Source organism: Cognatundibacterium rugosum, assembly GCF_014284365.1.
In the GTDB taxonomy this organism is placed as follows: domain Bacteria; phylum Pseudomonadota; class Gammaproteobacteria; order Burkholderiales; family Burkholderiaceae_D; genus Undibacterium; species Undibacterium rugosum.
In genome coordinates this window covers 102,761-123,622 of record NZ_JACOGG010000005.1, presented here as the reverse complement: position 1 = coordinate 123,622, position 20,862 = coordinate 102,761, and the positions used below count along the sequence as shown (strand labels likewise).

At 53.7% G+C, this 20,862-nt stretch carries 19 protein-coding genes; 18 read left to right on the top strand and 1 reads right to left on the bottom strand.

What is annotated here, in order from left to right:
• The first annotated feature begins 34 nt into the window (after window positions 1-34).
• The 15 genes from H8K47_RS06340 to H8K47_RS06270 all read left to right on the top strand — a co-directional run bounded on the left by H8K47_RS06340 (window position 35) and on the right by H8K47_RS06270 (window position 15,651).
• Window positions 35-2,302, top strand: coding sequence for a xanthine dehydrogenase family protein molybdopterin-binding subunit (locus tag H8K47_RS06340; RefSeq protein ID WP_186880573.1), 2,268 nt, complete (start codon window positions 35-37; stop codon window positions 2,300-2,302).
• A gap of 206 nt (window positions 2,303-2,508) precedes the next feature.
• A complete protein-coding gene (gene gspG, locus H8K47_RS06335; protein ID WP_186880572.1) occupies window positions 2,509-2,970 on the top strand; it encodes a type II secretion system major pseudopilin GspG in 462 nt (153 codons plus the stop codon).
• Between the two features lie 3 nt (window positions 2,971-2,973).
• Window positions 2,974-3,444, top strand: coding sequence for a type II secretion system minor pseudopilin GspH (gene gspH, locus H8K47_RS06330; protein WP_329605114.1), 471 nt, complete (start codon window positions 2,974-2,976; stop codon window positions 3,442-3,444).
• A complete protein-coding gene (gene gspI / locus H8K47_RS06325; RefSeq protein ID WP_186880571.1) occupies window positions 3,434-3,820 on the top strand; it encodes a type II secretion system minor pseudopilin GspI in 387 nt (128 codons plus the stop codon). Before gspH ends, gspI begins: the two co-directional genes overlap by 11 nt.
• Complete coding sequence (locus H8K47_RS06320) at window positions 3,810-4,493, top strand: PulJ/GspJ family protein (RefSeq protein ID WP_186880570.1); 684 nt, start codon at window positions 3,810-3,812, stop codon at window positions 4,491-4,493. The genes gspI and H8K47_RS06320 overlap by 11 nt, the downstream gene beginning before the upstream one ends.
• Entirely contained in the window at window positions 4,493-5,509 is a 1,017-nt protein-coding gene (gene gspK / locus H8K47_RS06315) for a type II secretion system minor pseudopilin GspK (RefSeq protein WP_186880569.1), read from the top strand. Before H8K47_RS06320 ends, gspK begins: the two co-directional genes overlap by 1 nt.
• A 7-nt stretch (window positions 5,510-5,516) precedes the next feature.
• The gene (gspL, locus tag H8K47_RS06310) at window positions 5,517-6,770 is read left to right on the top strand and encodes a type II secretion system protein GspL (protein ID WP_186880568.1); all 1,254 of its coding nucleotides are present in this window, start codon (window positions 5,517-5,519) and stop codon (window positions 6,768-6,770) included.
• Entirely contained in the window at window positions 6,770-7,273 is a 504-nt protein-coding gene (gene gspM / locus H8K47_RS06305) for a type II secretion system protein GspM (RefSeq protein ID WP_186880567.1), read from the top strand. The genes gspL and gspM overlap by 1 nt, the downstream gene beginning before the upstream one ends.
• Before the next feature lie 27 nt (window positions 7,274-7,300).
• Window positions 7,301-8,074, top strand: coding sequence for a type II secretion system protein N (gspN, locus tag H8K47_RS06300; RefSeq protein WP_186880566.1), 774 nt, complete (start codon window positions 7,301-7,303; stop codon window positions 8,072-8,074).
• Entirely contained in the window at window positions 8,071-10,266 is a 2,196-nt protein-coding gene (gene gspD, locus H8K47_RS06295; protein WP_230405107.1) for a type II secretion system secretin GspD, read from the top strand. The genes gspN and gspD overlap by 4 nt, the downstream gene beginning before the upstream one ends.
• 2 nt (window positions 10,267-10,268) lie before the next feature.
• Window positions 10,269-11,699: a type II secretion system ATPase GspE gene (gspE, locus tag H8K47_RS06290; RefSeq protein WP_186880565.1), complete on the top strand. Its 1,431-nt coding sequence runs from the start codon at window positions 10,269-10,271 to the stop codon at window positions 11,697-11,699.
• 4 nt (window positions 11,700-11,703) lie between these two features.
• A complete protein-coding gene (gspF, locus tag H8K47_RS06285) occupies window positions 11,704-12,924 on the top strand; it encodes a type II secretion system inner membrane protein GspF (protein WP_186880564.1) in 1,221 nt (406 codons plus the stop codon).
• Between the two features lie 11 nt (window positions 12,925-12,935).
• Window positions 12,936-13,541 carry a type II secretion system protein N gene (locus tag H8K47_RS06280; protein WP_186880563.1) on the top strand — a complete coding sequence of 202 codons (606 nt, stop codon included), beginning with the start codon at window positions 12,936-12,938 and terminating at the stop codon, window positions 13,539-13,541.
• A complete protein-coding gene (locus H8K47_RS06275; RefSeq protein WP_186880562.1) occupies window positions 13,538-14,335 on the top strand; it encodes a uracil-DNA glycosylase family protein in 798 nt (265 codons plus the stop codon). The genes H8K47_RS06280 and H8K47_RS06275 overlap by 4 nt, the downstream gene beginning before the upstream one ends.
• An 86-nt stretch (window positions 14,336-14,421) precedes the next feature.
• Window positions 14,422-15,651: an HD-GYP domain-containing protein gene (locus tag H8K47_RS06270; RefSeq protein ID WP_186880561.1), complete on the top strand. Its 1,230-nt coding sequence runs from the start codon at window positions 14,422-14,424 to the stop codon at window positions 15,649-15,651.
• A 39-nt stretch (window positions 15,652-15,690) separates the two neighbouring features.
• Here H8K47_RS06270 and H8K47_RS06265 read toward each other — a convergent pair whose 3' ends face one another.
• Entirely contained in the window at window positions 15,691-16,047 is a 357-nt protein-coding gene (locus H8K47_RS06265; protein WP_186880560.1) for an ArsR/SmtB family transcription factor, read from the bottom strand.
• Window positions 16,048-16,227: 180 nt separating this feature from the next.
• On the opposite strand from H8K47_RS06265, the gene H8K47_RS06260 reads away from it, so the two are divergent.
• The 3 genes from H8K47_RS06260 to H8K47_RS06250 are packed head-to-tail and all read left to right on the top strand — an operon-like array spanning window position 16,228 to window position 20,704.
• A complete protein-coding gene (locus H8K47_RS06260) occupies window positions 16,228-17,274 on the top strand; it encodes an efflux RND transporter periplasmic adaptor subunit (protein WP_230410160.1) in 1,047 nt (348 codons plus the stop codon).
• On the top strand, window positions 17,271-20,498 hold the full coding sequence (locus H8K47_RS06255) for an efflux RND transporter permease subunit (protein WP_186880559.1): 3,228 nt from the start codon (window positions 17,271-17,273) through the stop codon (window positions 20,496-20,498). The genes H8K47_RS06260 and H8K47_RS06255 overlap by 4 nt, the downstream gene beginning before the upstream one ends.
• Entirely contained in the window at window positions 20,495-20,704 is a 210-nt protein-coding gene (locus tag H8K47_RS06250; RefSeq protein ID WP_186880558.1) for a YgaP family membrane protein, read from the top strand. The genes H8K47_RS06255 and H8K47_RS06250 overlap by 4 nt, the downstream gene beginning before the upstream one ends.
• Window positions 20,705-20,862: the final 158 nt, after the last annotated feature.

Sequence of the window (20,862 nt, the reverse complement as noted above, 5' to 3'; positions counted from 1 at the left end):
AAATCAAACCCGGCAAGGTGTGTGGAGACTCATCATGACAGAAAAAACAAAATCTGGCCGCCGGCGTTTTTTGCTGGGTGGTCTGGGTATCAGCGGTGCCCTGATTCTGGGTTGGGGCGTATTGCCGCCGCGCCAGCGACTCAAAGGGAGCCAGACCCTGCCTGTGCATGAAGGCGAGATCGCGCTCAATGGCTGGATACGCATTGCAGCCGACGGGCAGGTTGGCGTCGCCATGCATCGCAGCGAAATGGGGCAGGGCATCCATACCGCTTTGCAAATGCTGGTGGCAGAAGAGCTGGATGTGCCTCTGTCCAGCGTGACGCCTTTCGCTGCACCTGTCGACAAAATCTATGGAAACATGGCTATGCTGGCCGATGGTTTGCCATTTCATCCGGATGATGATGGCGTCTTGAAGCGCGTGGCACAATGGATGACCCTGAAAACCGCTCGGGAGCTGGGCTTGCAGGTGACTGGTGGTTCTTCCAGTGTAAAAGATGCATGGCAGCCTTTGCGCGAAGCCGGTGCCACTGCGCGTGCGATGTTGCTGGCCGCTGCCGCGCAGCGATGGCAGGTTCAGCCCGGAGAATGCACGACTCAGGCCGGTCAGGTCTTGCACAGCTCAGGCAAACAACTGAGCTATGGAGAGCTGGCTGCGACGGCAGTCAACATGCAGCCCTCTCATATTCAATTAAAAAAGCCAGCCGATTTCCGTTTGATCGGTACGCCGCAGCCACGTCGTGAAGCTGGGCTCAAGGTCAACGGTAAAGCGCAGTTCGGGATCGATGCACATCCGCCGGGATTGTTATATGCGGCACTTAGCCTGACGCCGGTGATCGGTGGTAAGCCTAAATCCTGGAATAGCAAAGCCGTCCTGGCAAAGCCTGGTGTGAAGCAGGTGGTCGATCTGACCACCGCTGCGGGTGAGCATGGCTATGCGGGGCTGGCGGTGGTCGCGGACAGCTACTGGGCTGCCCGCCAGGCGCTACCGGCACTTGCAACTGAGTGGGATGCTGGCCCCCACAGTCAGCTATCAAGTGCCAAAGTGTTTGCCGAGCTGGCAGAAAAATTAGAGCAGGAATCCGGATTTACGTATTATGAGCGCGGTGATGTAGCGGCCGGATTCGCCAGCAAGCAGGTCGCAAAAATGATCACAGCCGAATACCGTGCTCCCTTCCTGGCGCATGCGGCGATGGAGCCGATTAACTGCACGGCGCAGTGGAAAGATGGTCAGCTGGATTTATGGGTCTCGACCCAGGTGCCCAGTGTCGCTGTGGCAGTCGCGGCCTCTATGTTGAATATCGCAAGCGAAAAAATCCAATTGCACATGTGCTATCTGGGCGGTGGCTTTGGACGAAGGCTGGAAGTGGACATGATACGTCAGGCCGTTGCGATCGCGCGTCAGACCGAAGGACGGCCGGTCAAGCTGGTCTGGAGCCGGGAAGAAGATACTGCTCACGATATGTACCGGCCAGCGGCGCTGGCGCGTTTCACCGCCGCGCTGGATGCCCAGGGTCAGGTGTTGGCGTATCTGAACCGTTCTGCATCTGGATCGGTCACGCACCAAGTCTTGCAGCGCAGCTTTGGTGTGCCGGGTGCCGGGCCGGATAAAACCACAGCGGAAGGCGAATTCGATCATGCCTATGCACTGCCACATCAGAAAACCTCGCATGTAATTGTACCCACGCCAGTTCCACTCGGCTATTGGCGTTCGGTCGGGCATTCGCATAATGCATTTTTCAAAGAGAGTTTTATTGACGAGCTGGCGGCGGCTGCACAACAGCCACCGCTGGAATTCCGGCGTCAGTTACTGGCGCAGCAGCCCCGTCATCTGGAGGTATTGAATGCCGCGGTGGAGAAGGCAGGTGCGGTTCCTGCAGGGCGCGCGCATGGCCTGGCGATACACCGCTCTTTCGGCTCTATCGTGGCCCAGGTGGTTGAAGTGTCAATTGAGGCTAAGCAAATTAAGGTCCATAAAGTGGTGTGCGCGATTGATTGCGGGATTGCCGTCAATCCGGCTGGAATCGCACAGCAAATGGAGTCTGCCGTCATCTTTGCGCTGAGTGCGGCGCTCTACGGCGAGATCACGATAGAGCAGGGACGCGTCATGCAAAGCAATTTCCATGATTATGCGGTACTGCGCATGAACGAGGCGCCGCTGGTAGAAACCGTGATCATACCTAGCGCCGAAGCGCCGGAAGGCGTGGGCGAGCCCGGTGTGCCGCCACTGGCGCCGGCGCTGGCCAGTGCAGTATTCCAGTTAACTGGTCAGCGTTTGCGCAGTTTGCCTTTAAAACTGGGTTAAGCCCGATTTAGTGCGTAGTATGTGAGCAGAAGGTGGGAGAAAAGTAACGTTATATGTGATCAGGTAAGAAATTTTTTTTATTTTTAGGAAAAGCCTGTAGCTTTATTATTATCACGCTTTATACTTCCTTGCACTTTTTGTTCGCCAGCCTGTTTGTGCTTGAATGGGCTGACACGGATTCTGAAATTCTTCTGTTAGGAACTGATATGTTGTTTTCGCAATCGCATTCTGTCTCGCTGTCCAAGCGTCGCCGTTCAGCCGGTTTTACCCTGATTGAAATCATGGTGGTCGTGGTGATTATGGGCATCCTTGCTTCCGTTGTTTTGCCTAAAGTGATGGGGCGTACTGATCAGGCACAGATCGCTGCTGCCAAACAGGATATTTCCGTGATCATGCAAGCCTTAAAGTTATACCGCCTCGATAATCAGCGCTACCCGACGACTGAACAGGGTTTGCAAGCCTTGTTGACTAAGCCAACCACAGGCCCTGCTGCAAATGGCTGGAAAACCGGTGGCTATCTGGAAAAAATGCCGAAAGACCCTTGGGGCAATCCTTACCAATATCTGTCGCCTGGCGTAAAAGGCGAAGTAGATGTGTTTTCCTACGGTGCTGACGGTCAGCCTGGCGGTGCAGGCACAGATGCCGATATCGGCTCCTGGGATCAGTAATCTGTGAAAGCAGTATTGCGCCGGCAACGTGGTTTCACTTTGCTTGAAATGCTGGTGGTGGTCGTGATCGCCGGCATCATGCTGGGTATGGTCAGTCTGAATGCCATGCCCGGTGAGCGTCAGCGTCTGGAAACCGATGCCAAGCGCATCGCGTCTTTGCTGCAACTGGCGCGTGATGAAGCCATACTGCGCAATTTGCCAGTGGCTTTTGAAGCCGACCAGTTTGCCTACCGCTTTTTAATACGTCAGGACCAACAATGGTCGCCGCTCAAGGATGAGTTATTGCGTGAGCGGCAGTTTGAAGTCTCTCCTATGGAATTGCTGATGGACCCGCCCGCAGCCAATGGTGCACTGGCTGCGCGTGTTGTGTTTGGACGCGAGCCGGTGGATAAGCCTTTTGTGCTGACACTGCGCTCAGGTGATGCCTCAGTCAGCATACAGGCGGATGGAGTAGGTCATTTCAATGTTGAGTAAGTCTTTGTCTACGCGTCAGCAGGGATTTACCCTGCTTGAAGTCTTGGTCGCACTGGTGATTGTGGGTACGGCACTGAGTGCCAGCCTGCGCGCGATAGGCAGCCTGACACAGAATAGTGGCGACTTGCGCGCCGCCATGATGGCCACCTGGTCTGCCGAAAACCGGCTGGCACAAATACGCCTGGCACGTGAATGGCCAGCACTGGGTGAGCGCAGTTTTGAATGCCCGCAAGCCGAACTCAAACTCATGTGTGAAGAACACGTAATCGCCACACCGAATCCCTCATTCCGGCGGGTTGAAGTCTATGTGACTGAAATTAGCAAACCTGAACGCCGGATTATCAAGCTGACCCAGGTGGTGCCAAATGCCTTATAAGGTCAAGCTCAAGCTCACGCGCAGCGCGGGATTTACCTTAATCGAATTATTGGTAGCGATCACTATCCTGGCGATCGTCGCCGTGCTGGGCTGGCGCGGACTGGATAGCATCGTGCGTGCGCGCCAGGCTTTGAATGCCGACATGGCCCAGACCCGTGGCATACAACTCGCATTTGCCCAGATGGAGAATGATTGCGCCCACCTGATGGATGCGGTCATGCTGCCGGGACGCAGTGTACTCAATGCGGCGGGTAATAAACTGGTGTTGATACGTTCCGTTTTTGAGGATGGGCAGCCAGTTCGCTATCAGGTGGTGGCTTACAGTGTGGTGGAAGGTGCGCTGGGACGCCGCGAATTGCCGCCGCAGCGTGAAATTCTGGCCTTAGAGCGTGACTGGGAAAGTGCCATCGGTGATACTGACGGCGCACGCGTCATCACCTTACAAACTGGCGTGAATTCGATCGCGATGCGCACCTGGAAGCAGGGCGAAACCGGTTGGCGTGTCGGTGGCAATGACGTACAGAATCCGGGCGGGCAAACGCCGCAGAATCCGGCCTTTCCGCCAGTCCCGCATGGTCCAAAAACAGAAAAACTGTCAGGGCTGGAAGTCTCGCTACAAGTTCAGGGACGGGACGCGCCCATGATTAAAGTGTTTTTGCTGGGAGCGAGCTGATGGCGACTCCACGCAAAGCACAGAAAAAACAAAGCGGTGTGGCTGTCGTCACAGCACTGCTGTTGACCACACTGGCTATTACCATAGTCGCCAGCCTGTTCTGGGAGCAGCAGGTGCAGGTGCGCTCGATAGAAAATCAGCGCATGCAATTACAAAAAAAATGGATTTTGCGTGGCGCCATCGACTGGGCCCGTCTGATCCTGCGCGAAGACGCGCGTCAGTCGGCCAAAGTTGATCATCTGGGCGAACCCTGGTCGGTCAAGCTGGAAGATACCCGGCTCGATCAATACGTGGAAAACGGACGTGCGGATACCGATGCCAGCGAGGCCAGTCTGTCCGGCCAAATCGTCGATGCACAAGCGCTGTATAACCTGAATAATCTGGCCACCGACGGCATGGCAGATGCGAGAGAAGTTGCGGTTTTTGCGCGCTTGCTCACCAATCTGCGTATGAGTCCGGAACTGGCAAAACGTGCCGCTGCGGTACTGGCACAAACTCAGAGCAAACCGGTGGTACCTAAAGGTGCACCCGACAGTGCGCCACCCGATCCGAATAAAACCGTCACCGATCAGCCCGGCAATGCACAATTTGAAGTGCAGTATTTACGCTTTATGCAGGTCGATGATTTGCTGTCCGTACCCGGATTTACCCCGGAAATGTTGCTCAAGTTGCGATTCTATGTCACCGTTCTGCCTCGTCGCGGCGGAATTACGCCGATTAATCTCAATACTGCATCACCGGAAGTGCTGTCTGCCCGCATCAATGGCGTCAGCATGGGGGATGCGGCACTGATCGTTGCCAGCCGTGACCGTGCTTATTTCCGTGATTTGCCTGATTTTCAAAACCGTTTTCCTGAGAAAGCCAAGGGGATGACGGAAAAAGATGCGCAGGTCTGGACCAATTTTTTTGTAGTGAATGGAAAAGTAAAAATGAACCGTTCCGCTTTGGATGTCAGTGCGCTGATCGAGCGGGCGGATGATGCAACGACCAATGTGCTTTGGGTCAGGGAAAATTAAATAAAAAATGGCAAGTACACTGTATATTTCTTTGCCCCCCAGGGGTGTGGCGCAGTCCCGCCCTGACTGGCTAACTAACCCTTTGTCTTTTGCGCTGTATTCCGCCGAAGGGCAACTGATGCAGCAAGGGCAGCAGACGCTGGCACAATTGCGCAGTCTGGCCGACGGTGCGCGCCAGTTATCGCTGCTGCTGGCTGCGTCGGATGTCAGTTTGCTCAGCGTGGCCGTGCCCCCGATGACTGCTGCCAAGCTCAAGCAGGCTTTGCCGAATCTGATCGAAGAACAACTGAGTTCGGACCCGGCGGACGCCGCCATGGTCGCCGGTGAAGTATCCGATGGTAAGGTGCAGGTTGCTGTGACTGATCGTGCCTGGCTGGAGACCGCAGCCAATCTGGTCAAAGATTGGAATGTCCGCAAGATTACTGCGTTTCCAGCCCAATTGCTGCTGGAAGCCGCGCCCGCTATGGATGCGGCGAGTGCCGCTTTCGAAACAGCAGAAGGCTATACTGAGATCAGCCTCAGAAAAGGCGTGCTCGACGGTGCCGGTCTGAGTCTGGCGGATACCAGCACCGAAGACGCGTTACGCATGCTGAACCTGATTGCTGGCGGCACGGCGCTGCATGTACTGGTGCCGGCGCAGGAATTGCAGGCGGTGCAGAGCATCGCGCAAAGCACAGGACTGGGCACAGACTGGAGTTTTGCGGCATTGAACTGGAGTAGTCGTCTGGCATCGGTATCGGCACGCGTGCCGGATCTGATGCTCGATATTTCAGCGTTGCACAAACCGGCAATAGACTGGGCTGCCTGGCGCTGGCCGCTGGGGCTGGCTGCGGCTGTAGTGTTGGTGAATATCGCCGCATTGAATTTTGAATGGTTCACGCTGAAGCGCGAAGCCAAAGCGATGAATGACGCCATCGTACAGACTTACCGCTCCAGCTTTCCGAAGGATACGCTGAGTTCAGATTTGCCTAAGCAAATGGAGCAGAAACTGGATCAGGCCCGACGCCTGTCCGGCCAATTTGCACAAAATGACTTTGCCATTCTGGATGCGCAGTTTGCTCAGGTCTGGGACAGGGTGATGGCGGGCAAAGGCGCTGCTATCACGTATGTCGAATTTAAGGATCATGCCCTGCATGTGAAACTCAAATCCGTATCCGGTGTTCCGGTGGATGAACTGCGGCAGGCACTGGCAGAGCAAGCGTTGAAAATGGAAGCCGGTTCGGACGGGGTATTGCATATTTCAGCCGGAGGAAAAAAATAATGCAAAAAGAATTACTGGCTCAGTTTTTCCTGTACTGGAATGCGCGTAATCCGCGTGAGCAAAAAATGCTGAGCGCAGCCGCCGTGGTGCTGTTACTCACTTTGCTGTTTATGATACTGATTGATCCGGCTTTAAGCGGTGTCGCCCGCTTGCAAAAAGAGATACCGCAAAACCGTCAAAAGCTGGCTGAAATGACGGCGATGAATAATCAATACGCGCAACTGGCTGCCAATCTGAATCAGATGGTGGAGCCAGTCAGCCGTGAATCGATAGAAAATTCTTTAAGTGCGCGTGGCATGAAAGCGCAGACCCTGAGTGTGGTGGATGAAGTGGTGCGCTTACAGATACAGTCTGCTTCCTATGCCAACGTGATGGAATGGCTGGTGGAACTACAAAAATCTGCGCGTGTGGTGGTGGATGAGGCCAAACTGAATGCCTTGCCGGAAACTGGTCAGGTCAATGTGAATCTGACGCTGAGACAACAACGTGCCAATTTGCAGTAATGGTCAGTGTGTAATTTAGGTAATGGCATGATGAAACGTATAGTCTGGTTGCTGATCCCGCTGCTCAGTGTGTTGATCACCATCCTGTTTTTTTTACCGGCCAGCTGGCTCGGGATGGTATTAGAAAAGCAAAGCAATGGACGTTTGAGCCTGGGTGATGTGCAGGGGTCGTTCTGGACAGGCTCGGCCTTTGTTGGCGTGGCGGCAGATAAAAATGGACTGGTTACGCCCTTGTTTCCGGGCCGTTTTGGCTGGAAGATTTCGCCTTTGCTGTTGCTCGGTCAGCTGGATGTGGAGCTGAGCAATGCTCAGTCTCTGGCACAGCCGGTCAGGCTGAATGGAAATTTTTCGGATTTTTATGTAAGCCCCTCGGTGTTGGTATTGCCGACGGAGCGATTGGAAGGTTTGGGCGCGCCTTTGAATACGATAGGTCCGACCGGTAAGATGCATCTGAGCTGGCAGAATCTGCGTTTTTCCAGATCGGCGAATCAATTCGAAGCGCATGGGCAGTTACAGCTGATGATGACTGAGATGGCATCGCGTTTATCACCGGTCAAGCCTTTGGGTAGCTATGAAATGCGTTTTGATTTGCGTGGTTTGAATGCAGATGTGGGATTAATGACCGTCACCGGTCCGATGATGTTAAGTGGTAAGGGCGCAGTAACAGGAGGCCGGTTTCAGTTTTCCGGCAAAGCCTGGGCGCAAGAAGGGCATGAAGCAAAGTTGGCAAATTTACTGAATTTGCTGGGGCAGCGCCGCAAAGACGGCGACAAGGATGTAATCGCGTTAGAGTTCAAATGAAAACATATCCAACAAAAAACAAGGCAGCCATGATCAGCCATTCCTTATGCAAACCTAAGTACCCGTTATCTGCGTTGGCCAGTGCTGCTGCGCTGGTGGCAGCCTGCTTTGCGGTGACACCGGTCTATGCACAGAACCCCGCTGCCAGTACCGTCGATCTGAACTTTGTAGCGGCCGATATCGAAGCCGTCGTGAAAGCCATCGGTCACTACACCGGCATGACTTTCATCATCGATCCGCGCGTTAAAGGGCAAATCAATCTGGTCTCAGAAAAATCACTGACCAAGGAACAGGCCTTCAAGTTGCTGACTTCTACTTTGCGTCTGCAAGGTTATTCGGTGGTGTATGCCGATGGTTTTTATAAAGTGGTGCCAGAGGCGGATGCCAAGCTGCAGCCTGGCCCCACCAGTTCTATCCAGGGCGAACGTGCTGAATCCGTCAAAGGCGATCAGGTCGCGACCCAGGTGTACCGCCTGAATTATGAATCGGCAGCGAACGTGGTGACTATCCTGCGCCCGCTGATTTCGCCGAACAATACCATCAATGCCAATCCGGGCAATAACTCGGTAGTGATCACCGATTATGCGGATAATCTGAAGCGTCTGAATAAGATCATTGCGTCGCTGGATGTACCGGCCGCAGTGGATCTGGATGTGATCCCGGTCAAGCACGCCATCGCGAGTGATCTGGCGGTGATGGTGACCCGTCTGACCGAGAACAGTGCCGGTGCGCCGGATGCGGGCCGCACCATACTGATGGCGGATTCCCGTACCAATTCTTTGCTGTTGCGAGCCCCTTCGGTAGCGCGTGCCAACCTGGTGAAATCCATTGTTGCCAAACTGGATCAGCCTACCAGCTTGCCGGGCAATGTACATGTGGTCTATCTGCGCAACGCTGAGGCGGTGAAGCTGGCGGCAACCCTGCGTTCTATCGTGACTGGCGACACCAGTGCCCAGCCTGCCAGTTCGGGCTTGTCGAATACTGGCGGTAGCACGCCAGCGGGCGGCGCAGGTGCGGGTGCACAAACCGGTACCGGTTTTTCGCTGGGGAATGCGGGTTCAAATACCGGTGTGACTGGTGGTGGTTTGCCTCAGGCCTCAGGCAGTAATAGTGCGGCCTCCGGCACTGCTGGTGGTGCTGCCGGTTTTATTCAGGCCGATGCAGCAACCAATACACTGATCATTACAGCCAGCGACGCGGTATATAAAAATCTGCGTGCTGTGATCGATCAGCTCGATGCACGCCGTGCCCAGGTGTATGTCGAGGCGCTGATCGTCGAAGTGGCCGCAGATAAAGCCGATGAATTCGGCGTGCAATGGGCAGCCCTGACCGGTGACAGCGATAGTAAATACCGTGTCGGTGGTGGCAGTGTGTTCACCAAAGACGGCAATAATCTGCTGAGCCTCGCGACATCCAAAACACCGTCGCCGTCAAATGGTCTGACGGTAGGTTTGTTCCGCCAGATCGGTGGCAAACTGGGCCTGGGTGCGGTGGCACATGCCTTGCAAGGCATGAGTGGCACCAATATCCTGTCGATGCCGAATCTGCTGACGCTGGATAATGAAGAAGCCAAAATGGTGGTTGGTAAAAATGTTCCTTTCGTGACTGGTCAGTTCACGACCTCCACCTCGACCGGTGGCGCTGGCGTGAATCCTTTCCAGACCATAGAACGCAAGGAAATTGGTTTGAAACTGACCGTCAAGCCGCAAATTTCTGAAGGTGGTACGGTCAAGCTTGCGATCTATCAGGAAAGTTCCAGTGTGGACGAGGCGGCAACCACGACAGCTGCAGGGCTGATTACCAAACAGCGTTCTATTGCGACCAATGTGCTGGTGGAAGATGGTGAAATTCTGGCGCTGGGTGGTTTGATGGAAGACAGCGCATCAGATACGAATGAAAAAGTTCCTCTGTTGGGTGATTTGCCCTTGGTTGGCAATTTGTTTAAATACCAGACTGCGAAACGTGGCAAGACCAATCTGATGGTGTTCCTGCGTCCTATCGTGGTGCGCAATGCAGAGCAGAGCAATAGCATATCGCTGGATCGTTACGACTACATACAGGGTCAGGTAGCACCTAGCCGCAGTGGCGATATGATGGATTTTTCTATGCGTATGGAGAAGGGCAAGCTGATGCTGCCTGTTGATAGTGCGAAGACGAAGCAAGCGCCACAGGCCGGTAAAGAAAGCAAATAATCATGCTGGAAAATCGCTTATTGCCATTTGGGTTTGCGCGTGATTTTTCTATACTCGCCAGCCGCGACACAGCTTTGCCGGAAGCGCCAGTAGAAATCTCTTTATCTGACAAGACGCCGGCCACGGCGATTGCTGAAGTCGGCAGAAAGTTTGGCAAAGTCAAATTCAGTTTGCTGTCGCAGGATGCGCTGGCTGCGCTGATCGCTAAGACCTATGCGGGTTCTGGCGGAGATGCGGCCGATGTCGTGGGCGAGGTCGAATCAGATCTGGATCTGGCCAAACTGATGTCAGACATGCCTGCAGTGGAGGATTTGCTGGAGTCGGCCGACGATGCGCCAGTGATACGTATGATTAATGCCTTGCTGACCCAGGCCTTGCGTGACGGTGCGTCGGATATTCATATCGAACCATTTGAACAGATTTCCGTGGTGCGTTTCCGTGTCGACGGCGCTTTGCGGGATGTGGTCAGACCACGTAAGGCGATCCATGCTTCGCTGATTTCGCGTATCAAAATCATGGCGCAGTTAGATATCGCCGAAAAACGTTTGCCGCAGGATGGCCGCATCACCTTGCGTATCGGGGGTAAGCCGGTTGATGTACGTGTCTCTACGCTGCCGACCGGACACGGCGAGCGCGCTGTACTGCGCTTGCTGGACAAAGAAGCCGGACGATTGGATTTAGGTCATCTGGGCATGAGTCAGGATGTGCTGAATCAGTTTGATAAGCTGATCGCACAGCCGCATGGCATCGTGCTGGTGACCGGGCCGACTGGTTCGGGTAAAACCACCACCTTGTATGCTGCCTTGTCGCGTGTGAATGCCGGTACCACCAATATTCTGACGGTAGAAGACCCTATTGAATATGAATTGGCGGGCGTCGGACAGACTCAGGTCAATGCACGTATCGATATGAGCTTTGCCAAGGCCTTGCGTGCGATTTTGCGTCAGGATCCGGATGTGATCATGATCGGTGAAATCCGCGATCTGGAAACTGCGCAGATCGCAGTGCAGGCTTCGCTGACCGGCCATTTGGTGTTGGCTACGCTGCATACCAATGATTCCGCAGCAGCGGTCACGCGTTTGCTGGACATGGGCATAGAACCCTTCCTGTTGTCGTCGTCACTGTTGGGCGTGGTTGCGCAACGTCTGGTGCGTAAGCTGTGTACCCATTGCCGTCGCGAAGAAGGTGGCAGATGGCATGCGGTTGGCTGCGATCATTGCGGACATACCGGCTATCAGGGCCGGGTGGGTGTGTATGAATTATTGCAGACTACCGAGGAAATTCGCGCTCAGATTCACCACCAGGCATCAGAGGCTGAAATTCGTGCTGCGGCACAAAAGGATGGCATGAAAACCATGCGTGAAGATGGCGAGCGCTGGTTAGCCAGCGGCATTACGACGCCGGAAGAATTACTTCGCGTGACCAAGGAGTAAGGCCGTGCCAGCATTCCGATATGAAGCCGTCGACAGCGCAGGCCGTGTCAGTAAAGGCGTGGTCAATGCCGACAGTGCGCGTGCTGCGCGCAGTGATTTGCGTTCACAGGGGCTGGTGCCGGTCACAGTCGAGGCGATACAGCAAAAGAACGATGGTCAGACTGGGGCGAAGGCCGGACTGTTTGCCGATAAATTATCGACTATAGAGCTGGCCATGTTCACGCGCCAGTTAGCCAGCTTGCTGGAGGCGGGGCTGCCGCTGGAACAAGCCTTGTCGGCCTTGCTCGATCAGGCTGAACGCACCTTTATCCGCGATCTGGTGGCGTCAGTGCGTTCGGAAGTAATGGCGGGTTCTGCCTTGTCGGATGCATTGAAACAGCACGCCAATGACTTCCCTGAAATCTACACAGCGCTGGTCGCTTCCGGTGAGCAGATCGGTCATTTGTCACGCGTCCTGTCTAAGCTGGCTGACTATATCGAACGCCGAAATGCCTTGGTGCAGAAGGTCAAGCTGGCGTTTACTTATCCGGCTATCGTGACTGTGGTCGCGTTTGCGATTGTGATTTTCTTGCTGACCTATGTGGTGCCACAGATTGTGTCAGTGTTCGCCAATACCAAGCAAAAGCTGCCTTTCCTGACGGTGATGATGCTGGCGATTTCCGATTTTGTGCGTAACTGGGGCTGGCTGGTCGCGATCGTGCTGGTTGGTGCGTATTCGCTGTGGCGGGTCGCATTACGTGATCCGGATGTCAAAATGCGCTGGCATCGCTGGTTGCTGGTCGCGCCGGTATACGGACGCTTCGAGCGCAGCCTGAATACGGCGCGTTTTGCCAGCACGCTGGCGATTACGACAGGCTCCGGTGTGCCCATCCTGAAAGCGCTGCAAACCAGTCGTGAAACCCTGTCCAATGTGGCGATGCGCCTGCAGGTGGAAGAAGCCACTAACAGCGTGCGCGAAGGCGTCAGCCTGGCACGTGCCTTGTCGGTGCATAAGCATTTCCCACCTATGCTGATACATATGATACGGGCCGGTGAAGTCACGGGTGAATTGCCTGCCATGCTGGAACGAGCGTCGAACACTCAGGAGCTGGATCTGGAGCGACGTGCACTCACCATGGCCAATATGCTCGAGCCGCTGCTGATCCTCGCCATGGGTGGCGTAGTATTAATGATCGTATTGGCTGTGCTGATGCCGATTATCGAGATCAATCAATTGGTTCGCTGATAAGGAAAAAAATGAAGCGCTTACCTGTTATTTCCGGCTTGATAGCCTTTGCCCTGCTATGTATGACCCTGAGTTTTTGGGGCTTGAAATTTTTCAAAGTCCAAAGCCGTGGTGTGGCAGCCCCATCACAGCAGTCCCCACTGGAGCCGGGTTCCGGTCAGTGGGGAGGGATCTTTGGAGACAGTGCATTGCCGCAGGCTGCCATCAGTAATCATCAGTTAAAGGGCGTAGTGCTGGCACGCCGTGCGAATGAAAGTGCAGCCGTGATCAGCACCGATGGTAAGCCTGGCCGTGCGGTTGGGATAGGGGCGGAACTGGCACCTGGCGTCGTACTCAAAGAAGTGCATGCGCAGTATATTTTGATCTCAGATAATGGCGCGCTCAAACGTCTGGAGTTGCCGCAGAGTGCAGTGATACAGCTGGCTGCAATACCACCTGTGCCTGTCTATACGCACCCCGCAGCACCGGAAAATCCGAATCCATCTCCGGTCGCACCGGCAGGCTTCCCGCCGCATGGTGCGCCGACCAATGTGCCACCGGGCGGCGCGCCCATGGTGGTACCGGGTTTTCCCGTCGCATCCTTACCGGCAGTGATGCCAACCGGGGCGCCACAATGAGTGTTGTTGCTACGCTGCCTGAGGAAATCCGCCTGTCTTTGCAGCATGCACATCCGAGCTGGCATGCCGTGCTGGAGCAGGGCTTACTGGCGCTGCAGCAGGCACAACCAGCTTATCTGACTGAGTTGTGCGCACAGCCTTATCTGCCAACCCAGCATAGACTGTTTGCTGCGTTTTCTGTGCCGCGCGACCAGGTGCGCTATGTGCTGATCGGTGAGGGACCTTATCCAAGGGAGCAAAGCGCAACCGGGGTCAGCTTTATGGATGGCGCCGTCAGCGAAATCTGGTCGTCCACTGGCTTGTCTAAAAAAGTCAATCGTGCGACTTCGCTCAGGAATTTCTTCAAAATGTTGCTGGTCGCCGATGGCTATCTCGATGAATCAGCAACCACTGGTGACGCGATGCAAGGCGTGGCACAGATCGCTGGCCAGGCAAATTCACCGTTAATTCAGCATTTGGATGAATTGCAACAGAAAATGCAGCAGCAGGGTTTTTTACTGCTGAATGCTTCACTGGTTTTTCGCGATCATGTAGCACCCGTCAAGGATGGGCAATCATGGCTGCCGTTTTTGCAAGTGGTACTGCATGCGTTGGCACAAACGCCTTCGGATTCGGCGCCTGCATTGGTATTGTGGGGAAAAATTGCGGAACAGGTTCGTAAAATTCCTGAGGCCAGTTGTTTCACGCACATCATTGCAGAACATCCCTATAACCTGAGTTTTATTGGCAATAAACAAATGCAAGACTTCTTCAGGCCTATGCAATTGTTAAAAAGTTTCTCTTTGGAAAAATAATTTCCATATATCTATAGCTTCAAGTCTCGCTTTATAGAATAATTTGTAGATGTTCCTGATGTCAGGCAACGTTAACGGCTGAATCTATGTTGAAGAAAATCGAAGTTTCAAAATTGCGAGTAGGTATGTTTGTTCAGGAGCTGTGTGGCTCCTGGATCGATACTCCGTTTTGGAAGAAATCCTTTCTTCTGAGCGACCCGAATGACATCAAAGAAATACAAAAGTCAAAAATTCGCGAAGCCTGGATTGATGTCAGCAAAGGGCTGGATGTCCTGAGTGCACAGCCTGCCGCACCTGCAGTAGAGCCTGCACCGCAGCCGCAGCCATCCACACCGGCTCCCAGGGTGATCGAATCCGTTTCTATGGATGATGAATTGGGGCGTGCTTCCCTGATCGTTAATAAATCCAAGCAAGCCGTGTATTCCATGTTTAGTGAGGCCCGTATGGGCAAAGCGGTGGACATGGGTGATGCACAGGCACTGGTGGAGGAAATTTCTGATTCCGTCATGCGTAATCCCGGTGCATTGATCGGTTTAGCGCGCCTGAAAACCAAAGATGATTACACCTACATGCATTCCGTGGCGGTCTGCGCATTGATGGTGGCCTTGTCTAAACAGCTGGGCTTGAATGATGAACAAACCCGCGAGGCCGGGGTGGCAGGCCTGTTGCACGACATCGGCAAAATGATGGTGCCGGGTGATATTCTGAATAAACCCGGTAAGCTGACGGATGAGGAATTTATATCAGTCAAAGAGCATCCGGCGGCGGGTCACAAAATGCTGCTGGACGCGCAGGGGGTCAGTGCGATTTCCCTTGATGTTTGTCTGCATCATCACGAAAAAATGGATGGCACTGGCTATCCGGATCGTCTCAAAGGTGATGAAATCAGCCTGTATGCACGCATGGGCGCTGTGTGCGACGTCTATGATGCGATTACTTCCAACCGCCCTTACAAACAGGGCTGGTGCCCGGCGGAATCGCTGCGCAAAATGGCAGAATGGAGTAAAGGCCATTTTGATGAAAAAGTGTTCCAGGCCTTTGTGAAAAGCATAGGCATTTATCCTGTCGGTACCCTGGTCAGACTGGAATCCGGACGGCTGGGCGTCGTCGTTGAGCAGCAGGTGGGTAAATCTTTGCTGATGCCTAAAGTCAGGGTATTTTTCTCTATCAAATCGATGGGTTACATCGCGCCCGAATTGCTGGACCTGGCAGGCCCGGGTTTGCAAGACAAAATCGCCAACCGCGAAGATGCCTCAAAATGGGGTCTGAAAGACATAGACCGCTATTGGTTGGGCGATCAAGCTACACCAAGCTAAACAAATCCCGCGTGATGCGGGATTTTTTTTTATGGGTTTTTATGGATTTTTGCTGAGTCTCGCAGACTGCGCAAACTCCTGTTGCGAGCGCGCTTTTTCCTCCAGCTGCTTCAACAGGCTGCCGCACACGACATCGCACAGCGTGTAGATCGACTCGTCGGCAATTCTGTAAAACACACTCGTGCCACGGCTGTCTTTGGCCACCAGACCATGCTTGCTCAGGATGGCTAAGTGGCGGGAGATGTTCGCGGAGGTGTAACCGCAAAGCGCCGCCAACTCCCCCACATTGCGCTCCTGCTTGCGTAACAGACTCAGAATTTGCAGGCGTGTCGGTTCCGACAATGCAGAGAAATATCCTGCTACCTGGCTTAAGGCCTCTAAGCTCAATTCATCCATATTTACTTTCTATTTGGAAATTTATTGGTCACTACGCATGACTTGGCTTTCATTGTAACGCATATTTAATTCATTCTTTGCTTGCGTATTTAATTCATTCTTTGCTTGCGTATTTAATTAATTAGTTAAATAATGACGTTAACGAAGATGCTGATGATGAAGTAAATTTTTGAGGTGAGGATGATGTTGATAATTTCTCGTTTACGTTTTGCGCTTGCGACGCTGGTGTTGCCTGTGACATGTGCGTTTGCTGCACAGGGGGAATTGGCGAGTGTACTTGTTCAGCCGGCAGCCTCTGCTGACAATGCGAGCTTTGAAGGGGTAGTGGAATCGGTACGTCAAACCGTGATTGCCGCCCAGGTGGCTGGCGCTGTCGTCGCGCTGCAGGTAAAAGCCGGTGACCGCGTTAAAGAAGGTCAGGTTTTACTGCGTATCGATGCGCGTTCAGCGTTGCAGGGGAGTGTCGCCAGTCAGGCGCAATCAACTGCCGCACGCTCAGCGCTGGAGTTGGCAGACAAAGATCTGCAGCGTCAGAAACAATTATTTCAAAAGCAGTTCATCAGCCTGTCAGCCTTAGAGCGTGCTGAGGCGCAATACAAGACTTTGTCCGATCAATTGAAATCACAAATAGCCCAGGCCAATGTGGCCGATATTCAATCCGGATTTTTTGTGATCAAGGCGCCGTATGCCGGTGTGGTTTCTGAATTACCGATAGCCTTGGGGGATATGGCAATGCCAGGCAAGCCCTTGCTGACCATGTTTGATCCCAAGGGCTTGCGCGCGAGCTTTACCGTATCGCAAGCGGCAATGAATAAGTTTCAGGCCGGCCAGCCTATAAAAATTGAATTTCCGGGACTGGCTGCGGGTCGTCAATGGCTCACAGCGACCCAATATCAAGTATTGCCGACCATCGATGCTGCCACCCATAGCGCCACACTGCGTATAGATTTGCCAGAGCCAGCGCAAGACTTTGCACCGGGCTTGTTTGCCAGAGTCTGGCTGCCATTAAAAGGGGGAACGGGAAACCATTTCTATGTGCCCGCCACAGCCATTGTAAAGCGTGCAGAAATGACGGGGCTCTACATCATTGACAGCCAGCAGCATGTGATTTTGCGCCAGGTCAGACTGGGTAAGAGCCGTGACGGTGCGACTGAAATCCTGACGGGGATCAGTGCCGGAGAGCGCGTTGCGCTTGATCCGGCCGCTGCGGTGAGGGCAGTGCGATGAATGCCAGACTTGGTGTCTCCGGACGCATTGCCGGATTTTTTCAGACCGCCAGAATTACCCCTTTACTGGCGCTCGCGGCTTTCTTACTGGGGGTCTTTGCGATCGTCGTTACGCCGCGCGAAGAAGAGCCGCAAATCAATGTGACGATGGCGAATGTGTTGCTGCCTTTCCCCGGAGCTGCAGTGACTGAAGTAGAGCAAATGCTGGCATCACCGGCAGAGCAAATGCTGTCACAGATGCCTGGTGTAGAGCACGTCACGTCGGTATCCAGGCCGGGCATTGCTATCCTGACTGTGCAATTTAAGGTGGGCGTTGCGCGCACTGAAGCCTTAGTGCATTTGTACGATACGGTGCATTCCAATGCGGACTGGTTACCTAAAAATGCAGGCGTGTTGCCGCCACTGGTGAAGCCTAAGGGGATTGAGGATGTACCTGTCCTGAGTCTGACCTTGTACAGTAAAAATCCTGACACTGGCGCCTATGATCTGGAGCGTGTCGCGCACAGTATAGAAAACGACTTGAAACGCGTACCCGGCACCCGAGGCGTGACGACTATCGGTGGTCCTGGACGTGCGGTATTGGTCGAGCTGGACCCGGTGCGTATGCAAGGCTCCGGTGTCAGCGTCGCCGATATGCGCAATGCCTTGCAATCGACAAATATGGGTTTGCCTGTGGGTGAACTGCTGTCTGGTAATCAGGCGGTCGCGCTTGAGGCTGGTCCGTTCTTACGCGATGCGCGGGAAATTGCCGAGCTGGTGGTCGCTGTCCACAACGGTAAGCCCGTGTTTATGCAGGATGTCGCCACCATTAAAGATGGCCCATTGCCGGCGGCACCTTATGTCTGGCATGGCGTCGCAGGAAAAAGTGGCGCTGAATATCCTGCCGTGACGATCGCGATCACCAAAAAATCGGGTGAGAACGCAATTGATGTCGCCAATGCGCTCACGACCCGCATTGAAGAATTGAAGAATACCGTCATCCCCGCCGATGTCCTGGTCGCTGAAACGCGCAACTACGGCCACACTGCGAACGATAAAGCCCAAAAACTGATACAGAAATTATTGTTCGCCACGCTGTCCGTGGTAGTGCTGGTTTTTGTTGCGCTTGGTGCGCGTGAAGCGGCGATTGTTGGTGTCGCGGTGATACTCACACTGATGGTCACGCTGTTTGCTTCCTGGGCATGGGGATTTACCCTGAACCGGGTATCGCTGTTTGCCTTGATTTTCTCGATTGGTATTCTGGTCGATGACGCGATTGTGGTGGTTGAAAACATCCATAGCCATCAGCGCCGTTTTCCGGGTAAGTCCTTAAAGGAAATCATTCCCGGCGCAGTGGATGAGGTGGGTGGCCCGACAATTCTGGCTACACTGACCGTGATTGCGGCGCTGCTGCCTATGGCCTTCGTATCGGGTTTGATGGGGCCTTACATGAGTCCTATCCCGATCAACGCGAGTATGGGGATGCTGCTGTCACTGGCGCTGGCCTTTGTAGTCACGCCGTGGCTGGCCGGTATCTGGATGAAAGACCTGCATCGTACTGAAGCTGATGCAAAACCGCATGGTTTAGCCGCTATGCTACCCCCCTTGTTTGCACGACTGTTTCATCCTTTTTTGAATGAAGTAAATGGAAAACGTCATCGCGGCTTTCTGGGTCTGGCGGTGGCTGCATTAATCGCTTTTTCTATGCTGCTTCCAGCGACCGGTCTGGTGTTATTGAAGATGCTGCCATTCGATAATAAGTCGGAATTTCAGGTGATCGTCGATATGCCTGCCGGTACGCCGGTCGAGCAGACGGCGGCGGTGCTGCGTGAATTAGGTGCTTATCTGTCCGGCGTTCCTGAAGTGAGTGATTATCAGGTCTATGCCGGTACTGCCGCACCGATTAATTTTAACGGACTGGTTCGTCAATATTATTTGCGCACCGGTGGCGAAGTCGGTGATCTGCAAGTCAATCTGGTCGATAAGCACCAGCGCAAGGAACAAAGCCATGCCATCGCCAGCCGCTTGCGTCCGGCCTTGCAAGCGATAGGCAAGCGCTTTAATGCCAACATAAAAATTGTAGAAGTGCCGCCTGGCCCGCCAGTACTTGCGCCTATCGTGGCAGAAATTTACGGCCCGGAAGCAGAAGGACGTCGCCAGGTCGCCAAGGCAGTGCGGGAAGTATTCCAATCCAGTGCCGGTGTGGTCGATGTGGATGACAGCAGCATCGCATCGGCACCGCGTTGGGTGTTGCTGGTGGATAGGCGTAAAGCAGCTTTACTTGGCGTGTCGCAGGCAGACATCGTGACCGCTTTGCGTACGGGATTGGCGGGTGATGCAGTGACCTGGCTACATGATGAAAGCAAGTATCCCAATGCCGCTATCTTGCAATTGCCAACAGAAAGTCATGGCGATCTGGATGGCTTATTGCAATTGTCAGTCAAAACTTCTGAAGGAAAACTGGTCGCGATACGGGAGCTGGTCACGCTGAGTCGTAGCAGCCGTCAGCAAGCCATTTATCACAAGGACTTAATGCCGGTGAATTATGTGACTGCCGACATGGCGGGCAAAACAGACAGTCCTTTGTATGGCCTGTTTTCTATGCGCAAAGCGATCAGCCAGATTCCTGTTCCCGGTGGTGGCGAACTGAAGGAGTATTTCATCCGCCAGCCTGCTGATCCCTATCGTGGCTACGCGATCAAATGGGATGGCGAATCACAAATCACCTATGAAACCTTCCGCGATATGGGCGCTGCCTACGCGATTGGTCTGATACTGATTTACTTACTCGTGGTGGCGCAGTTTGGTTCTTATTTGACGCCCCTCATCATCATGGCGCCTATCCCATTAACCATCATCGGTGTCATGCCCGGCCACGCTTTGCTGGGTGCGCAATACACAGCAACCAGCATGATAGGAATGATTGCGCTGGCCGGCATCATCGTCAGAAATTCTATTTTGCTGGTTGATTTTATTCAGCTCCAGGTGCAAACCGGCATGGCGCTCAAGGATGCAGTCGTGAATGCAGCAGCCACGCGCGCCCAACCCATCATGCTGACTGGCCTGGCCGCGATGATGGGCGCATTTTTTATTCTGGATGATCCGATTTTTAACGGTCTGGCCATCTCGCTTATTTTTGGCATATTCATCTCGACGCTGTTAACGCTGATCGTGATTCCGCTGCTGTATTACATAGCCTATCGCCACCGCATCGCATTCATTACTCAACAAGGAGAAGTATCATGAGCTCATGGCAAATCGTACGCATTGTCGCCGGTTTATTTATTTTGCTGTCACTGACTTTGGGCTTGCCTGACAGCCCCTGGTTTATTAACACGTGGTGGCTGGCAGTGACGGCTTTTGTCGGCGTCAATTTAATGCAAAGTGGCTTTACGGAATGGTGCTTGCTGGAGTCGGTTTTGCGTAAATTCGGAGTTAAAGCGGGGAATTAGAAACGACAGTGCATGGCGCTGAAGAGGCAGCCATCAAAACTAAAAACCTCCCCAAAGACCGGAAATTGTATCGGGCTTTGGGGAGGTTTTTGGTTTGCAGGAGAAGGGGATGGGCGAAAATCTGATCAGCTTCCATATTTCCTTAGCCCTCATGCAGC